Source organism: Pannonibacter sp. I15F10I1 (assembly GCF_900185665.1).
In the GTDB taxonomy this organism is placed as follows: Bacteria; Pseudomonadota; Alphaproteobacteria; order Rhizobiales; family Stappiaceae; genus Pannonibacter; species Pannonibacter indicus.
In genome coordinates, this window is record NZ_FYAN01000029.1 from 319,451 (window position 1) to 336,989 (window position 17,539).

The window sequence follows — 17,539 nt, forward strand, 5'->3', positions numbered from 1 at the left end:
CGCCCAAGGCCGAATCGTTCTATGTTTGTTTCATGCAAGACACAGTTTTCACCTTCGGCACCCGACCTGTCAGCCTGCTGGAAGCCAGCGTTCTCGCCGCGCTGCTTTTGCTGGCTTTTATCACCCTTCTGGTGGTCAGCGCCCTGCGCCAGATCAAGGCACGGGCCACGAGCGAGGCCATTGCGGCGGACCGGATCGAGGATCTGGAGGAGCATCTGGCCCGGATGCTGCGCTCGCAGGGGGAAATCACCGGACGCATGCAGACCATGGCCGAGGTGTTCTCCAGCCGGCAGGGCGACATGATGCGCGCCGTCAACGAGCGGCTGGATGGCATGGGCCACAAGCTGGGCCTCTCCATGGCCGACACCACCCGCCAGACCCATGACGGCCTGCGCCAGCTGCACGAGCGGCTGGCGGTGATCGACCGGGCGCAGAAGACCATCACCGACCTGTCCGGTCAGGTCGGCCAGCTGCAGGCGATCCTTGCCAACAAGCAAACGCGCGGTGCCTTCGGGCAAGGGCGGATGGAAGCCATCATTCAGGACCAGTTGCCGCCGTCCGGTTACAGCTTTCAGGCCACACTCAGCAGCGGCTCACGGCCCGACTGTCTGGTGCACATGCCCAACGGCGCGCCGCCGCTGGCCATCGACGCCAAGTTTCCGCTGGAGGCCTTCAACCTCCTGCGCAAGGCCCAGTCGGAGGAGGAGCTGAAGCAGGCGCAGGCACAGTTCCGGCGCGACTTTACCAAGCATATCCTGGACATCCGGGAGCGCTACCTCATCCCCGGCGAAACGCAGGACACCGCCTTCCTCTTCGTGCCATCGGAAAGCGTCTTTGCGGAGCTCAACGAGAATTTCGAGGATCTGGTGCAGAAGGCCCACCGCGCCCGCGTGGTCATCGTCTCGCCGTCGCTGCTGATGCTGTCCATTCAGGTCATTCAGGCGGTGCTGCGCGATGCGCGCATGCGCGAGCAGGCCCATCTCATTCAGGCCGAAGTCGCCCATCTCACCGCCGATATCGCCCGCCTCAACGACCGCACCGGCAAGCTGCAGGCGCATTTTGCGCAGGCGAGCAAGGACATCGACCAGATCCTCATCTCCACCGACAAGATCTCCAAACGCGGCCGCAGGATCGAGGATCTGGATCTTGGCGAAGTGCGTGGGGAGGCAATGTCTTCTTCAGGAGAGCGTGTGCGGCTGATGGCGGGGGAGGAGTAGGAAGGGCTCCACTCGCCGGAAATAGCTGGTTCCAGGCCGGAAACTGGCTCTGAGTCACCCCGGCCAAGCGCAGCGTGAGCCGGCAACTGTTTCATTGATGTCTGAATGTGGCGTTCTCCCGGAGCATGGCATTGAGGATTGTGAGGAGTTTGCGTGCGGTCGCGATGATTGCGATTTTCCTGACTTTGGATGCGCTGGTGATGCGGTCTGCGAAGGCTTTCAGCGTTGGATTGATGCGGGCCGCCCTCAAGGCTGCCATGAACAGGGCCCGTCTGACACGGGCTCTTCCGCCCGAGATACAGCGTATTCCCTTCAGTTTGCCCGAGTCGTGATTGAAGGGGGCCAGCCCTGCCAGCGCCGCCAGACGCTTGGGATTGGAGTTGCCCAGTTCCGGCATGAGCGCGAGAAGGATCTGCGCCGTCACTGGCCCAACGCCAGGTGCACTCGCCAGAATGCGGGCCTGATCCCTCAGGGCGTCATTCTCCTGTATCTGGCGCTCGATCTCGGCCTCGATCCTCGCAACAGCCCGGCTGAGATGGCAGATTGTCTCCTCCAGATCCTGGCGCAGGAAAGGATCCGTCAGCTCGCAAAGGCGGGTTTTTTCGCAGGCCCGCATGGCGACCAGCTGGTCCCTTCGCGCCGCCAGCCCTGCCAGACGCGCCCTGTGAGGACAAGGAGCGGGATCCGGATCCGGGCGCAGGCGCTCGCCCATGTCTGCCAGAATGATTGCATCCAAGGCATCCGTCTTGGCCTTGCGTCCGCGTGCCTGTGCATAGCGGCGGACCATGGTCGGGTTCAGCCGTGCACAGGCGATACCCGCCTCATGCAAGCTTGTACGCAGCACACTGTCGTAGGTGCCAGTGGCCTCGAAGAGCACAAAGGCGTTTTGCCCTTGCAAGGAGCTCACAAACACACTGATTGCTTCGGCGGTGTTATCCAGATGCTGAACGCGGCCCGTACGCGGATCGAAAACATCCAGCCAGCACTTGGAAACATCGCATCCGATGTAGTGATGAGATATGCTCATGATGCCTGTCCCTGTGGTGCGAGGTCTGTTGTGAGCAGCCTCATGCAACTGTTCAGGTTGATCTGAGAAAGCGGGACGGGGCCAAAGCCGGCTCACGGTCTTCAAGACCAGGGGTCTAACGGCCTCCGTCCCGCAATCACAATGACAGACTTTCGATACACAGGGGCCTACTCGCTCCCAGAGAGATGCCGGTGTCCGGAGCTGCGCGGCAGACACCAGCCCGGTACACGCTTCTCCGCCGGGCTTCGGGGTTTCACCGCTCTGCGAGCGAGTGGTCCCCGGGTCTGCGCTTCGCTCCGCCCGGGGTGACCGCCTGAGTGAACTGGAAGGCAGCGCACCCCCGCAATCTCCATTCCCTCAAAGCCGCCGGATCGAGGTCAGCGCGCCGTATTCCTTGGCGCCGATGCGGGCAAGGGCGGCGTCGAGGGGTTCCTGCGAAACGGTCATGGTGTAACCGTTGGCATGGGTGAGGACGGTGGGGCTGCTGAGCACACCAACGTGACCGCGCCAGAACAGAAGATCTCCCCGCCGCAGATCCTGCGGCAGCGGGCCGCCTTCCGCGAAATCCAGAGGCACACCGGCTTCGGCTTCCTGCATGTCGCTGTCGCGCGGCAGGACATGGCCGGCAAAAGACGCGCAAAGCTGGATCAGCGCCGAACAGTCGAGCCCCAGCGAGGATTTGCCACCCCACAGATAGGGCGTGCCCAGAAGGCTTTCGGCAATCGCCACCCAATCGGGCTCAATCGTGCCCACCGGTACCAGATGACCGGCCACCACAGCCGAACCGTCAGACAAAAGCGCATAGGCAAGGCCGCGCGTTTCCGCCTGCCCAAGGACACGCACCTTCGCACCGAGAGACAGATGCCCAAGAGCCGGAAGCCGCAGGTCTGCGCCCGGATAGCGGAAGGTGCGCAGCGCCCGCACCACATGGGTGGCCTCTTCCACCGGCGCCAGCGCATCGGAAGGAAGCCAGCCGACGTAGCCGTCACCGTCCAGCTGGCCCCAGGCCCAGCCCTCGGATGTGGTTTCATAGACCATGACCGTTTCGCCATGGAGCGCCTGTGTGTCCAGCCCGCAATCGGGGCGCGGCTCCTTGCGCAGCGCCACCACATCCGCCGCAATGCGCATGCGTTCGCCATCAGCAAAGCGGCGCGGGCTGACCTGGCCCTCATAGGCGCGGGCGGCAAGATCCGGGCGCACGGGATGGCGGCGGCGGTCGAGCGTGTCAGACATGGAGGGCCCTCAAAGCAAATCGAAGCAGGAAGATCAGCGCGGCAGTTCCTTGGCCTTTTCGGACACCAGATCGCCCAGCCGGTCAAGATAAAGCGCGCCGTCCACAGTGCGGGTGATGATGACATTGCGCTTGTCGGCCTCGTCGCGCTTGCGCGAGAGAAGCCGCATGCTGCCCAGCGTGTCCAGCGCCCGGGTGATGGCGGGCTTGGTCACGTTCAGCTTTGCCGCCAGCCCGCGCACGGTATGCGGCGGCGGCTCCAGATAGACCGTGAGCAGGATCGTCATCTGGCGGGCGGAGAGATCCTGCTCCCCGTCGCGCACCAGTTCCAGATTGACTTCGTGCCACAGCCTGAGCGCCTGCGAGGCGCGGATCTCCACTGCCATATGCGGCGCTTCCCCGAATCCCGTTCAGATCCGGAGAAGAGCACAAAATCGTTTCGGATGCGTTATTTCTTTCCGCCGTAGCGTGCCTCCAGCAGGGAGAACAGCGCCCGGATCGCCTGTGCCTCGCCGCCATAGGGCTTGCCGGGCCGCTCGATCGGTGTCCAGGCGAAGATGTCGAAATGCGCCCAGGCCTTGGCTTTTGCAACGAAGCGGGACAGGAACAGCGCCGCCGTCACCGACCCGGCAAAGCCGCCGCCGGACTGGTTGACGTTGTTCATGTCGGCAGTCTTGCTGTCGAGATACTTCATGTAGGGCTGCCACAGCGGCAGGCGCCACAGCGGATCATTGACCTTTTCCGCGTGGGCCGCGACTTCGCCCGCCAGAGCTTCGTCAGCGGTGTAGAAGGGCGGCAGATCCGGGCCGAGGGCGACACGTGCCGCACCGGTCAGCGTTGCCATGTCGATCAGCAGATCCGGCTCTTCCTCATCGGCCAGCGTCAGCGCATCGGCCAGCACCAGGCGGCCTTCGGCATCCGTGTTGCCGATCTCGATGGTCAGGCCCCTGCGGCTGGGCAGGATGTCGCCGGGACGGAAGGAATTGCCCGAGACGGCATTTTCCACCGCCGGAATGAGCACGCGCAGGCGCACCGGCAGGCGCGCGTCCATGATCAGCGAAGCAAGGCCGAGCACATTGGCCGCACCGCCCATGTCCTTCTTCATCAGCAGCATGGAACTGGACGGCTTGATGTCGAGGCCGCCGGTGTCGAACACCACGCCCTTGCCCACCAGCGTGATCTTCGGATGGCTTTCCTCGCCCCAGCTGCAATCGATGAGGCGCGGCGCCCGCGGGCTGGCGCGGCCCACCGCATGGATCATCGGAAAGCCCTCCTCCAGCAGTGCATCCCCGCTGATGACGCGCGACGCCCCGTCATGGGCGCTGAACAGGGCGCGGGCAGCGCCTTCCAGCTCGTCCGGCCCCATGTCATTTGCAGGCGTATTGACCAGATCACGCGCCAGCGACACGGCGCGCACGATCCGGGCCACACGGCTCAGCACCGCCTCATCGGCAATGCGGAAACGCGGCAAAGGCTTGGGCACTTCAGAGCGGTACCGGGCGAACTGGTAGGCGGTCAGGCCGATCGCGACAAGCGCCGTCTCCGCATCCGGAAAACCTTCGGCCAACACGTAATCCCCTTCCGGCAGGGCATTTGCCAGTGCGCCCGGCGCAAAGGGATCGATCAGGCCAGTGTCACCAAAGCCGAAGAGGACCGCAGCCTGGGTGCCATCCGTGGCCGGAACCAGCAGGATGGATCCGGCAGATGCCTTGTAACCCTGCAGGCTGGCCCATGCCTCCGCCGTCCCGCCAATCCGGGCCAGAACATCGGGCAAGGTGGCCGGAGTTACGGCCTCGACAGGCACGGGCGTCAGGCTCGCATCGCTTGGCAGAAGAGCATGGGGCATGTTCATTTCCTTCCAATGTTCCTCAGGATTAGCACAAGTGGTAATGCTCCGGGCCGATTAATGCAATCACGTGCAAATGCTTCCAGACATTAAGCTTTCGCAATCTGCGGCAGGTTAACCATGCATTAGGGTTAACAAGCTATTTCTGTCATCTGGTCAAATCGGCAGACCTCGCCGCAAGAGCAGGTTGCACAGGGAGCTGGTCATGGAACAGGCTGGGAAACTCCGGACAGGGTATCGCGCCGCAAAGGCTGGCCGCATTGCCATGGCCGCGCTCGCCGTGGTCCTGGCCGCGGGCTGCAACTCCACCCGGCAGCAGACCGGCACGAATTCCACGGCCGCAGCACGCGCCTTCGTGCAGCCAGGGTCCGCTGAAGCGATGCGCGAAGTCTCGGCCTGGGCCAGCGCCTATCAGCGCAGCCCGGACGACCGGCAGGTGATCATCGGCTATGCCAATGCCCTGCGCCGCAACGGGCAGATCGAGCAATCCATGGCCGTGCTGCGCAATGCCATCATCAAGCATGGCTCGGACCGGGACATCGCTTCGGCCTATGGCAAGATCCTCGCCATGAACGGCAACCTGCAGGAAGCGCTGAATGTGCTGCAGAATGCCCAGACCCCGGCCACGCCTGACTGGCGCCTGCTTTCGGCGGAAGGCGCGGTGCATGACCAGATGGGCAATCCGCAGCGGGCACGGGCACTCTACAATCAGGCGCTGAAGATCGTGCCGGAAGAGCCGACCGTGCTCAACAATCTGGGTCTTTCCTTCCTTCTGGCCGGTCAGGCACCGGACGCGGAATATTATCTGCGCCGTGCTGCCGCGAGCCCGCGTGCCGACAGCCGCATCCGCCAGAACCTTGCGCTGGCGCTGGGTTTGCAGGGAAAATTCGCCGAGGCCCAGCAGGTGGCGCTCAATGAGCTGGACCCGCAGCAGGCAGAGGCCAACATCGCCTATCTGCGCGCCGTCCTCGCTGCCCAGAGCCCGCGGCAGGGCAAGCCCCAGAGACAGGGCTGAGCGGCAAGGCTGAGCGGCACTGCAATCTCAGCGGAAGGTTGCCATCACCTGCATGACCGCAGGCCCCATGATCACGGCAAACAGAACCGGCAGAAAGAAGATGATCATCGGCACGGTCAGCTTCGGCGGCAGGGAGGCTGCCCGCTTCTCAGCCTCCTGCATGCGCTGTTCGCGCACATCATCGGACATGACCCGCAAGGCCTGACCAACCGGCGTGCCGTAACGCTCGGCCTGAATGAGCGCCATGGTGACGTTCTTCACCGCCGGAACGCCTGTGCGGGCCGCCAGATTGAGATAGGCCTGCCGCCGCTCCTGCAGGAACGACAGTTCGGCATTGGTGAGGGTCAGTTCTTCGGCAAGCGGCACCGACTGGACCCCGATCTCCTCTGCCACCCGGCGGAAAGCCGCCTCGATGGACATGCCGGATTCCACGCAGATGAGCATCAGATCCAGCGCATCCGGCCAGGCACGGCGGATGGACAGCTGCCGTTTGGAGATGACATTCTGCACATAGAGATTGGGGAGAAAGGCGCCGACCCCGCCGGCAAAGAGCGCAATGCACAGTTTGGTCAAGGGCGGAAGAGAGGGCGGCATGACCGCAAAGCCGTAAAAAAGCACCAGCACGAAGAGCACCAGCGGCACCACAAGCCTGGACAGCACGAAGGTATAAAGCGGCGCAGGCCCCCGGAAACCAGCCATGCGCAGCTTGTTGTTCGTCTGCTCGTCGGCAAAGGCCGTCTTGAGGTTGAGCCTGTCCACCAGATTGCGGACCCGGTCCTTCGGCTGATTGCGCAAGGAAACCCGGGCCTCGGCCTTCTCGGTGGCAAGGCGGGCTCTTTCACGGGCGCGCATCTTCTCACGCTCGAGCGCAACCGACTTCATCCGGCTCTTCAGGCCATCGCGCTCCAGCACCGGCAGGACCAAGGCAAACACCGTCCCTGCGACCGCAACCATCGTGAGCGCGGCGATGAGAAACTGGGAGTCGAGGAAGAAGCCGAAAAACGTCATGTCTTCCTCCTAGAAATCGAAATTGATCATTTTGCGCATGACGAGCACTCCGATGAGCATCCAGACAGCACTGCCTGCAAGAATGTAATGCCCCCCTGTCGTGGTGAAGAGAAGAATGATGTATTTTGGAGCAACCGTATAAAGGATCAGCGTAACGATAATCGGCAAAGAACCGATAATGGCCGCGGAGGATTTCGCCTCCGCGCTAAGAGCCTTGATCTTGCCTTTCAGCGTCTTGCGGCTGCGCAGAACCTTGGCGAGATTGCTGAGTGCCTCAGACAGGCCGCCACCGGCCTGCTGCTGAATGGCAACGACGATCGCAAAGAAGTTGGCTTCCGGCAGAGGAATACGGTCCGGCATACGGGCAACGGCATCCGTCAGGGATATGCCCATGACCTGGGCCTCGACGATCTTGCGGAACTCGGTCGCCACCGGTTCCCGCGATTCCGCAGCCACGATGCGGATGCAGTCCGTCAACGGAAGCCCGGCCCGGACGCCGCGCACAATAATGTCCACGGCGTTGGGCAACTCGTCGATGAAATTGTTCAGGCGCCGTTTGCGCCGCATGTTGAGATAGAAGCGCGGCACGCCCAGAGCGCCGACAAAGCCGAGAGCCAGGGCGATCAGCAGCGATCCACCCGAGATGATCAGCCCCAGGAACAGCAAGACTGCGGCGCATGCGGCGCTGAAATACAGGAAATGCTTGCGCTCCCAGTCGAGCCCCGCCTGTTCCATCCGCGCGGCAAGCGTCAGGCTGCTGGCTTTCTTCTGCCGCGCCTTCTGCTTGTCCTCAAACTCCTTGAGCTGGTCCTGCACCGATTTGCGGCGGCGGTCCGCGTCGCGCTGCGGACGGCGGTCCGCGTCGCGCTGCGGACGGCGGTCGGCAGCAATCACGTCCCGCGCCGCGATGGTCTGAAGGCGCTCCTTGCTCTTGCGCGATCCGTTGAGCAGCGGCTCCAGCAGCACATAGAGGATGCCGCCGATGCTGAAGGCAACCAGCAGCGCTGCCGCCAGATTGGCCGTCTCCGGGCTCAGGGTGATGCCAAAGATCTCCATCAGCCCATCTCCGGCGCTTCGGAGGCATCAAGTGCCGCAGCCAGCCGCTGTTCCTCGCCGTAATAACGGGCACGGTCCCAGAACCGCGGACGGCCAATGCCAGTGGACCGGTGGCGGCCGAGAATGCGGCCCTGCGCATCTTCGCCCAGGATGTCGTACAGGAAGATGTCCTGCGTGATGATCACATCGCCTTCCATGCCCATCACCTCGGTGACGTGGGTGATGCGGCGGGACCCGTCACGCAGGCGCGCGGCCTGCACGACCACGTCGACGGAGGATACGATCATCTCGCGCAGGGTTTTGGAGGGCAGCGAGAAGCCGCCCATGGTGATCATCGACTCAAGACGCGACAGGGCTTCACGCGGCGAGTTGGCGTGCAGCGTGCCCATCGAGCCGTCATGACCGGTGTTCATGGCCTGCAGCAGATCGAAAGCCTCCGGTCCGCGCACTTCGCCGACGATGATGCGTTCCGGGCGCATGCGCAGGCAGTTCTTGACGAGATCACGCATGGTGACTTCGCCTTCCCCTTCAAGGTTCGGCGGCCGGGTTTCAAGCCGCACCACATGGGGCTGCTGCAGCTGCAGTTCGGCCGAGTCTTCGCATGTGATGATGCGTTCGGACGTGTCGATATAGGCGGTGAGACAGTTCAGCAGCGTCGTCTTGCCCGAGCCCGTGCCCCCCGAGACCAGCACGTTGCAGCGCGAGCGGCCGATGATCTGCAGCACCACAGCGCCTTCCGCCGAGATCGAGCCGTAGCGGACAAGCTGGTCGAGCGTCAGCTTGTCACGCTTGAACTTGCGGATGGTGAGAGCCGGCCCGTCAATGGCAAGCGGCGGCGCAATGACGTTGACACGCGAACCGTCCGGCAGGCGGGCGTCGCAGATCGGGCTCGATTCATCGACGCGGCGGCCCACCTGGCTGACGATCCGCTGGCAGATGTTCATCAGCTGCGCATTGTCGCGGAAGGCAATGCCCGTCTTCTGCATCTTGCCGCCCGTTTCGATGTAGACCGTATGGGCGCCATTGACCATGATGTCGGCAATGTCGTCGCGTGCCAGCAGCGGCTCCAGCGGCCCGTAGCCCAGAACGTCGTTGCAGATGTCCTCCAGCAGGTCTTCCTGCTCGGAAATGGACATGACCACGTTCTTCAGCGCGATGATGTCATTCACCACATCGCGGATTTCATCGCGCGCATCTTCCGGCCCGAGGCGGCTCAGCTGCGACAGGTCGATCGCCTCGACGAGTGCGCTGAAAATCGCTGCCTTCGTGGCGTAATATTCCGGTGAGCGCTTGCGCAGGCGGTCCTCTGCCGGCGGCTCTGCTGGCGGAGGAGAGGCCTGCGCAGCAGGTCTTGCAGCCGCAGCAGGAACATCCCGCAGATCATTGATCAGCTGAGCAGCCTGATCCGGCGCACGCGAAGCCGGTGCCGCCGGACGGATCTGACCGCCCTGCTCCGTTCCGCTTGTTGGGGTACCGCGCCTGCCAAACATCTGCAGCTCTTGCTCCTGATACCAAGGCCCTGAGATGCTGACGCATCTCGCCTTGAATGTGCTCATGCGCCGCAAGGGCTTGACCATCTCTCAAAGAGCCAGGCTCATCGACAGATGGTGTAAGGCCTTCAGGCCATTACTTGCCCTTCCTGAGCAGATCCATAAGGGCCGCCACCGGCGAGCGCCGGCCCCGTTTGATTTCACCTCGGCCCGATACGGTATGGGCGATCTGCGAAATCAGGTCATTCACCGCGTGGCGGGAATCCAGTTCACCAATCATCTGCCCGTTGTTGGCCGCGGTTCCGAACAGATGCGGATCAAAGGGAATGGCTGCCAGAACCGGGAGATTGAGCGCCTTGGCAAATTCTTCCGGCTTGATTTCAGGCCGCTTCGGCATGCCGACCCGGTTCAGCACCAGATGGGGCGGATGGTCGTTGGGACGCATCTGCCGCAGCGTATCGACCAGGTTCTTGGCATTCCGCAGGTTTGCCAGGTCCGGTTCGGCCACCATCACAACATCGTCGGAAATCTGCAGCAGATGACGGACCCAGTTGTTCCAGGCATGGGGCAGATCCAGCACGATGGCAGGCGTGCCCTGCCGCATCACATCCACCAGCGGATCAAACGAGGTCTCTGAGTAGTCGTAGCCGCGTTCCAGCGATGCGGGTGCCGCCAGCAGGCTGAGGTGATCCGTGCAGCGCGACAGGATGCGGTCAAGAAAGGTCTCATCCAGCCGCTCTGGCGCGGAGACGGCTTCATAGACCCCCTGGAGCGGGTCCTGATTGTAGTCAAGACCGGCCGTTCCAAACGGCAGGTCGAGGTCAGCCAGCACAACTTCGCTTCCAAAGGAGCGCGCGAGATTCCAGGCGACGTTATGGGACAGTGTCGAGGATCCGCATCCACCCTTGACGCCGAAAAAGGCCATGGTCCGGCCCAGCGGTTCGGACTGGGGATCGCTGTAGAGCGCACCAGCCGCGCCGATGATCTGCAGGATCGTAACGGGCGCCACGAGATACTCGCTGACACCGCGCTGGATCAGGTCACGGTAGAGCGCCACATCATTGATGTGCCCGATGACGATCACCTTGGTGCCGGTGTCACAATACTCGGCCAGCCGGTCCAGATCCGCGACAAGGCTCTGCTGGCTCGCACCGCATTCGATGATGATCAGATTTGGCGTCGGAGCCTGTGAAAAATGCTCGATTGCCGCCTGGATGCCACCCATGTGCACCTTCAGGTGCGCCTTGGTCATGCGGCGGTCTTCACCGGCAGCCTCGATGGTGCGCGCCGTCTCCGCGTCCATGCAGAAGGCCTGCACGGAAATGCGCGGCACCGGACGGATATCCGGCACAGGCTTGTAGGAAGCCTCGCCGGCATAGCCGTCTTCAGGTTCCTGCATGACCCAATTCTGGCCGCTTGCATTGCTCATGCCGCCCTCCTCGCCATGCCCTCAGTTTTTGCCCACGCCGGAGACATTGGCACCGGTACCTTCCTTGTATTCCGCCGCCGTCTGCTCGCCCTTGCGGTATTTCTCGAGCACGGCTCCGCGCCTGTTCTGATCCGAAGCCCCAATCGCGCGCGGGCCCATGAGGTCCGCCGGATTGGCGACCATGGCGGCAAGATTGGACTGCGTTGCGCAGCCGAAATCGTAATAGTCGTTGTTGGGACCGATGGTGCTGGCGATATTGTCCGGCCAGGTACCACAGGGACCGGTGGACGCCTTCACCCGGGCGTAGGACAAGCGGACCGGGGTCGAGATCCGCGCGTCTGCGACGCCATAGCTGCGGACCTGCACGTTCCGCTGCGCCACACCGCCCTGGACAAGCGCTGCCCGGATTTGCGGCACCACGGTGCTTGCCGCAATCTCATTGGCCGAGCCGGATGGCACCAGCACTTCGACCGTTGACGCGCCTGACGCGCGCGCTTCGGCACCATACTGGGCGATGCGGGCAGAGTAATCACGGCCAAGATTGCGGGTTGAGGCCGCCAGCGGAATGTCGAGAACCTCCGCCTGCTCGGTGATCATGATCGGATGCCTGACCCGGTAGTCGTTGGATGCCATGACAGTGGGCGTGGGCTGGGTCTGGCAGCCGGCCAGAACCGCTGCGGCACAAACGAGAAAGGCAGCTTTTCCCATCAAGGTGCGCTTGGCTTGTTCCCTATTCATAGATGAACCCCACCTGACCCTGATAGCTGCCCGGCACCGGAGCACCGGCCGTGTTGAACACCCGGTTCAGCTGATTGAAGAAAATGGTTTCGCCATCCGACGGCGGCGCAAAGTTGCTGTCCGGCCGGGCAAGCGCGCTCTGCGCCACCGGCTTGACAACATAAGGGGTCACGAAAACCACCATCTCCGTCTGCTGGCGGAGAAAATCGCGGCTCTTGAACAATGCGCCCAGCACCGGAAGCTGCATGAGGCCGGGCACGCCGCTCACCGTCTGCCGGTAGCTTTCCTTCAGCAGGCCTGCCATCACCAGCGTACCGCCTGAGGGGAGCTCCACCGTTGATTCCGCCCGGCGCACCTTGATCGCCGGGATCGTGATGCCGCCGGTCGTCACTGCCCCTTCATCCGAAAGCTCGCTCACTTCCGTCTTGATCCGGAGGCTCACATTGCCTTCGTTCAGCACAACGGGAGTGAAGTCGAGACCCACACCGAATTGCTTGAATTCGACGCCGAGCTTGTCGTTGTCGTAGCTCACCGGAATGGGAAACTCGCCGCCGGCAATGAAGCTGGCGTTTTCACCGGAAATGGCGGTCAGCGTCGGTTCGGCCAGAGTGCGGATGACACCGTCACGCTGCAAGGCCCGGATCTGCGCGGCAAAACTGTTGCCTCCGGAGGAGAAAGAACCCAGAAGGCTGCCCTGCGACGTAATTCCGGTATTGACGGGGAAGCTGGCCGCATTGGCGATGCCAAGCCCGAAGCTGCCGCTCGACAGCGTTCCGGACATGGTGACGCCAAGCTGCTTGATGACCGAGCGGTCCACTTCCGCCACGGTTACCTTGAGCTGGATCTGATCCTTGCCGCCGACGGAGATCATGTTCAGAACCGGCTGACTGGAGGAGCTTCCCCCCTCCCCATTGCCCTGTCCCAGAAAACGGCTGGCCAGATCGGCAGCCTTCTGGGCATCCGCCGTGCTCGGCGCCGTGCCGGAAAGCACCACGCTGCCATTGAGCGAATCTGCGCGAATGTCGGTGTTCGGCATCAGCTTGCGGATGATGGCATTCAGGTCCGACGTGTCCGGCTCAACCCGCACGCTGAAGCTCGCAATCTCGCGGCCAGTGGTACCGAAAAGCACCACGCTTGCCTGGCCTGCCCTGTTGCCCACCACATAGATGCGGTTGCGGCTGCGCACCGTCGCATTGGCGATCTCGGGCTCCGACACCAGCACATCAGCCACATCTTCGGCGACATCAACCACCACGGAGCGGCCAAGGCCGACACGCAGGATACGCTCGCCGGCCCTTTCGCCGGCAGCAATGCTGACAGATTTCGGGAACCCTTGAGCAACGGCGGGCGCCGGAGTGCCAAGGAAGGCACCAAAAGCCAGTTGTCCCGCCATCAGCATGATGGCCAGCCATCTGCCTGTCATGGCCTTTTCCTTCCCGTTTGCTGTCCCGCCATCAACACGCATCGCGGCCTCACTGTCCTGCGCCGTTGCTGGAGACGCCGTAGCGCACAAAATTGACGCTGCCCCTGTCCCTGCGCGATGCGCTGTCTGCGGCATCGTCAGCAGAATCCTCGGCACTGCGCAGTGTCAGCGAGATTTTGCCAAGCTGCTGAGCCTGGGCCACCACCTCGGCCTGTTCGGGGGAAAGCTCCAGCGTGGCCGTGCGGTCCGGCTGCAGAGACTTGCCTTCCCGCTCTCCGGCAATGACTGCGTCGATGGCAAGCACTCTCACATTCTGCAGTATCGTCTCGGCAACGGCGCTCGTGACGCTGCCTTGCACAGTTCTGGTGAGGATCACGTCAACCTTGTTACCCGGCAGAATGAAACCACCGGCCATCGTCTCGGTTTCGACCGAGACGGCAATGGCGCGCATGCCTTTGGGCAGAACGGAGGCCATGTAGCCATTGGCTGCGGTGATCAGGCGCTGCTCACGCAGCGGCTCGCCGTTATACAGCGGTGCCTTGGCAATCTGCCCCGCCATAGAACTTTCTGCCTCAGGCTGCTGGTCGCGGGTGATGGCACCGGCCGGCACCACATCGCGCGGCCAGTCGGTCCATTTCAGATCATGGGAGTGCACCAGTTCGCCCGGCTTCACGTCGCGCGTGACGATAAGGACGGGCACCGTTGGCTGTGTGGCGATCTCTGCCTGAACCGGTGCGGGCTGTTCGGGAGCACGCGACGACATCACCATGCGCGCCGCGAGAAGTCCCGCGCCGATCGCGATGCCGAGCACCAGAAGCCTTGCATGTTTCATCGCAACTCATCCACCAACACAAGCCAGCCCTTTGCAGGCTCGCTGTTAATGTGGCAGGCAATTCGTCAAAACATAGTTAACCAAGGGTGAGGAATGTTGGTTAACCTGTTTTAACGCCTTACGAACTTCCTCAACGTGGCGCAGAAGAAGTATATTCAGGCAAACAAGGGCTATAGCCAGCGTGTTATACCAAGGCCCTGAAATGCGGGACGCAACATGCCTTGAATTTGCCCGGACGCCGCACGGGTTAGTGCCAGCTGCCGAGCAAGGTGAACCAATGACTGGAGGGGTAAACGTGCAGCGCGGCCGCTGCGAGGGCTATTCCGTAGGGAATACCGGACTTCTGGTCAAGCAGCCGGGCTGACCAGGCATGACGTCCCAGCATTTCAGGGACGAAGGGCATCAGGCGCAGCTGCAAGAGGCCCAGCGTGAGGACCATGCCATAAATTGCGGTGAGAAGCACAAACTCGGTCAAGGACTGGCCAAGTCCGAACCACAGAGCAGCGGCAGCTGCGAATTTGGCGTCACCGCCACCCATCCAGCCCATGGCGAACATCGCAAAACAGGCGGACAGCACGAGCGCACCTGCGGCGAGATGCAGACCGAATACAGAAACAGGCATGCCCGTCGCGGCCGCCAGGATGCAGAAGGCACCGGCGAGCAGGAGAGACACCCTGTTGGGGATCGTCATGGTCAACAGATCAGACGAGGCAGCAAAGGCGGCCAGAACCGGAAAGACGACGAGAAGGGCTGCTTCAATCATCCTGTTCCTCCGGGTTCAAGGATTAACAGCAAGGCACTGACATATTCGAGTGCCAGATGGGCCTGACACTCCAGCTGACGCATGCCCCGCCCCGTCCAGAAACCAGGGCATGCGCAAAACTGATGTGGATCAGCTGCCCTTGGCAGTCGTCAGAGCGGTGTTGATCTTGGTGAACACCGCGGTCAGCGAGCCGCCCATCGTCGACAGGATCGTCACGATCACGACAGACACGAGACCTGCGATCAGGCCATACTCGATGGCGGTTGCGCCGGATTCATCCTTGGCGAAACGTGCGAAAAGCTTCTTCATCTGGTTTGCTCCATAGTCACATGATTGACAACTCCGCCCGCCAGCCTTGTTCCCGGCCGATCGAACTTGAGCTGACGCTACGACCGCCACGTTTCCATCTAGTTAAAATTATCCGCGTTTATCAGAAACCATCCTGACGTTACTTTCTTGGTTAATGAGAGGATGCCTATATAGGTAAACTTTTCCTATAACTTTCCAAATAACCAAAAGTATCGATACCTGATCAGAGAACTTTAAAGATTAGAAACTGCAGCTTCGCATTAGGATTTCATTCACCAAAAAACGTCATGATTGGCGAGATTCATGAGCTTCACGGCCCTGACGGAGTGAGACATGCCGCGCATTCCCCATTCGCTCATACCGCTGGCTGGACTGGCCGTTCTGCTGCCGGTGGCGCTGGCTGCCGCTGAGGGCGTCTCCGTTCCTGTGGATCAGTCGAAGGTCTTCCGGATCGAGCAGCCGGCAAGCACCGTCATCGTAGGCAATCCTGTCTTTGCGGCTGTCACAATGCATGACCGCTATACGGTTGTTGTCACCGGCAAGTCAGCCGGCACCACCAACCTGATCATACTGGACGCCAATTCCGAGCCGATCATCGATGAGCCGCTCACCGTAACCGCCGGATCGCAAAACACGGTCACAGTGATGCGCAAAGACACGCGCTACAGCTACAGCTGTGCGCCGGACTGTGACGCGATACCGTTGCCCGGTGATGGCAAGGATGTGTTCACGACAACTGCCGAGCAAATCAACCAGCGCGACCAGATGGCACTGCAGGCAGCGGGCAAGGCGAGCGCAGGTCAGCCTGTTCAGCGCTAGAGCAATTTCAGCAAAACCGGGAACCGGTTTTGCGTCGGGACTTGCTTGAAACCAAATGGATAGAACACGTCCGGCAGCGTCGCTTTCATCGAAAGGCTCTAGGCAGGGGAATGCAGAAGGTGCAGCAGGAAAGCCAGCGCAAACAGAGACGAGGCTTGTTCCGCGCGTTCCGGCGCGACCGTTCAGGCGCTACGGCGATTGAGTTTGCCATCGTTGCCCTGCCGTTCCTTGCCATCATCTTTGCCATCATCGAGTTTGGCCTTGCCTTCTTCGTCAACCGGATTCTGGATAACTCGGTGGCTGATGCAACCCGGCTGATCAAGACCGGTCAGGCACAGCAGCAAGGGCTTAACGAGGCACAGTTCAGGGCTGCGGTCTGCACACAGCTGACAACAGCCCTTTGCAATGAAAGCCGGCTTGAAATTGACGTACGGGTCTTCAACAGTTTCTCGCAGATCTCCCTGCCGGATCTTGTCGATGCAGACGGTAACTCGACCGGCCGGTCGAGCTATGCCACCGGCAAAGGCGGACAGATTGTCGTCGCGCGGGTGATTTACCGGTGGCCGATGTTCACCTCGCTGCTGCGGACGAATGCCGGAGACACCGGCAACATGGAACGCCTGCTGATCTCCACCGCCGTCTTCCGGAACGAGCCCTTCCCATGGTGAGCCTCCGCATCCTGCTTGCCCCGCTGCGCAAGGCCCTGGCCGCGTACGGATTTCCAACCCGCCGCCTGATCCGCGACAGGGGAGGTGTGGCCGCTGTCGAGTTTGCTCTCATCCTGCCGCTTCTTCTGATTGTGATGATCGGCACGGCAGAAACCACGTCCGCGCTCAACTACAAGCGCAAGATCTCACAAGTCGCCTTTTCGATGGCCGATCTTGTGTCGCAATCGTCCAGCCTCTCCTCCGGCGACATATCCGACATCATGGTGGCGGCCAGAGCCATCATGGAGCCCTTCCCATCCGATGGCCTCACTGTGGTCATTGCCAGCGTAAGCTTTGATTCCAATAGCAAGGCAAGTGTGGACTGGAGCGTGAACCAGACCGGCGGCACCCCCTGGAGCAAGGGCTCCGTTCCTCCGGTCACCTTCCCTGCGGGAACAGCAAGACCGGGCACCAGCGTCATCATTGGCCGCGCCAGCAACACCTACGTCCCCCTGTTCGCCAGCATGGTGCAGAGCATTTTCCCGCGTGCTGCGGAGATCTTCATGGAAGACACCTACTTCCTGCTGCCCCGGCTGAGCGACAAGGTGACATTTAATTAGAGTGCCGGAATTTTCGTCAGGCGCCTTTGAGCTGTGTCATGGGCAGCTGTCATCATCGCTGCGAAAAGC

General features: G+C 62.0%; 18 protein-coding genes. 5 read left to right on the forward strand and 13 right to left on the reverse strand.

Going from position 1 to position 17,539, the window contains the following annotated elements; genetic code table 11:
• The first annotated feature begins 32 nt into the window (after positions 1-32).
• Complete coding sequence (locus IF10I1_RS22350; RefSeq protein ID WP_186392183.1) at positions 33-1,217, forward strand: DNA recombination protein RmuC; 1,185 nt, start codon at positions 33-35, stop codon at positions 1,215-1,217.
• A 91-nt stretch (positions 1,218-1,308) separates the two neighbouring features.
• Here IF10I1_RS22350 and IF10I1_RS22355 read toward each other — a convergent pair whose 3' ends face one another.
• The 4 genes from IF10I1_RS22355 to IF10I1_RS22370 all read right to left on the reverse strand — a co-directional run bounded on the left by IF10I1_RS22355 (position 1,309) and on the right by IF10I1_RS22370 (position 5,321).
• A complete protein-coding gene (locus tag IF10I1_RS22355; RefSeq protein ID WP_244293802.1) occupies positions 1,309-2,340 on the reverse strand; it encodes an IS110 family transposase in 1,032 nt (343 codons plus the stop codon).
• Between the two features lie 261 nt (positions 2,341-2,601).
• Complete coding sequence (locus IF10I1_RS22360) at positions 2,602-3,477, reverse strand: NlpC/P60 family protein (protein WP_123193515.1); 876 nt, start codon at positions 3,475-3,477, stop codon at positions 2,602-2,604.
• Between the two features lie 33 nt (positions 3,478-3,510).
• Positions 3,511-3,861, reverse strand: coding sequence for a MarR family transcriptional regulator (locus tag IF10I1_RS22365; RefSeq protein WP_019963398.1), 351 nt, complete (start codon positions 3,859-3,861; stop codon positions 3,511-3,513).
• 62 nt (positions 3,862-3,923) lie between these two features.
• Positions 3,924-5,321: a M17 family metallopeptidase gene (locus IF10I1_RS22370; protein ID WP_186392184.1), complete on the reverse strand. Its 1,398-nt coding sequence runs from the start codon at positions 5,319-5,321 to the stop codon at positions 3,924-3,926.
• A gap of 205 nt (positions 5,322-5,526) precedes the next feature.
• Between IF10I1_RS22370 and IF10I1_RS22375 the strand changes: the two genes are divergently transcribed.
• Positions 5,527-6,336 (forward strand): tetratricopeptide repeat protein, encoded by an 810-nt coding sequence (locus IF10I1_RS22375; RefSeq protein WP_244284659.1) that lies wholly within the window; start codon positions 5,527-5,529, stop codon positions 6,334-6,336.
• A 27-nt stretch (positions 6,337-6,363) separates the two neighbouring features.
• Here IF10I1_RS22375 and IF10I1_RS22380 read toward each other — a convergent pair whose 3' ends face one another.
• The 9 genes from IF10I1_RS22380 to IF10I1_RS22420 all read right to left on the reverse strand — a co-directional run bounded on the left by IF10I1_RS22380 (position 6,364) and on the right by IF10I1_RS22420 (position 15,384).
• Positions 6,364-7,344, reverse strand: coding sequence for a type II secretion system F family protein (locus IF10I1_RS22380; RefSeq protein WP_050472198.1), 981 nt, complete (start codon positions 7,342-7,344; stop codon positions 6,364-6,366).
• Positions 7,345-7,353: 9 nt separating this feature from the next.
• Complete coding sequence (locus IF10I1_RS22385; RefSeq protein ID WP_186424663.1) at positions 7,354-8,400, reverse strand: type II secretion system F family protein; 1,047 nt, start codon at positions 8,398-8,400, stop codon at positions 7,354-7,356.
• On the reverse strand, positions 8,400-9,890 hold the full coding sequence (locus tag IF10I1_RS22390) for a CpaF family protein (RefSeq protein ID WP_050472200.1): 1,491 nt from the start codon (positions 9,888-9,890) through the stop codon (positions 8,400-8,402). Before IF10I1_RS22390 ends, IF10I1_RS22385 begins: the two co-directional genes overlap by 1 nt.
• A 136-nt stretch (positions 9,891-10,026) precedes the next feature.
• Complete coding sequence (locus tag IF10I1_RS22395) at positions 10,027-11,319, reverse strand: CpaE family protein (RefSeq protein WP_050472201.1); 1,293 nt, start codon at positions 11,317-11,319, stop codon at positions 10,027-10,029.
• Between the two features lie 21 nt (positions 11,320-11,340).
• Positions 11,341-12,027 (reverse strand): CpaD family pilus assembly protein, encoded by a 687-nt coding sequence (locus IF10I1_RS22400; RefSeq protein WP_208977315.1) that lies wholly within the window; start codon positions 12,025-12,027, stop codon positions 11,341-11,343.
• Positions 12,028-12,049: 22 nt separating this feature from the next.
• Positions 12,050-13,480 carry a type II and III secretion system protein family protein gene (locus IF10I1_RS22405; RefSeq protein WP_208977316.1) on the reverse strand — a complete coding sequence of 477 codons (1,431 nt, stop codon included), beginning with the start codon at positions 13,478-13,480 and terminating at the stop codon, positions 12,050-12,052.
• Between the two features lie 49 nt (positions 13,481-13,529).
• Positions 13,530-14,312, reverse strand: coding sequence for a Flp pilus assembly protein CpaB (gene cpaB, locus IF10I1_RS22410; RefSeq protein ID WP_186415280.1), 783 nt, complete (start codon positions 14,310-14,312; stop codon positions 13,530-13,532).
• A gap of 247 nt (positions 14,313-14,559) precedes the next feature.
• Positions 14,560-15,075, reverse strand: a complete 516-nt coding sequence (locus IF10I1_RS22415) for a prepilin peptidase (protein WP_186415281.1) — start codon at positions 15,073-15,075, stop codon at positions 14,560-14,562.
• 129 nt (positions 15,076-15,204) lie between these two features.
• Positions 15,205-15,384: a Flp family type IVb pilin gene (locus IF10I1_RS22420; protein WP_055454915.1), complete on the reverse strand. Its 180-nt coding sequence runs from the start codon at positions 15,382-15,384 to the stop codon at positions 15,205-15,207.
• A gap of 333 nt (positions 15,385-15,717) precedes the next feature.
• On the opposite strand from IF10I1_RS22420, the gene IF10I1_RS22425 reads away from it, so the two are divergent.
• The 3 genes from IF10I1_RS22425 to IF10I1_RS22435 all read left to right on the forward strand — a co-directional run bounded on the left by IF10I1_RS22425 (position 15,718) and on the right by IF10I1_RS22435 (position 17,470).
• Positions 15,718-16,203: a pilus assembly protein N-terminal domain-containing protein gene (locus IF10I1_RS22425; RefSeq protein WP_055454914.1), complete on the forward strand. Its 486-nt coding sequence runs from the start codon at positions 15,718-15,720 to the stop codon at positions 16,201-16,203.
• A 155-nt stretch (positions 16,204-16,358) separates the two neighbouring features.
• Positions 16,359-16,871, forward strand: coding sequence for a TadE/TadG family type IV pilus assembly protein (locus tag IF10I1_RS22430; RefSeq protein ID WP_208975571.1), 513 nt, complete (start codon positions 16,359-16,361; stop codon positions 16,869-16,871).
• Positions 16,865-17,470 (forward strand): TadE/TadG family type IV pilus assembly protein, encoded by a 606-nt coding sequence (locus IF10I1_RS22435; RefSeq protein ID WP_055454913.1) that lies wholly within the window; start codon positions 16,865-16,867, stop codon positions 17,468-17,470. The genes IF10I1_RS22430 and IF10I1_RS22435 overlap by 7 nt, the downstream gene beginning before the upstream one ends.
• Positions 17,471-17,539: the final 69 nt, after the last annotated feature.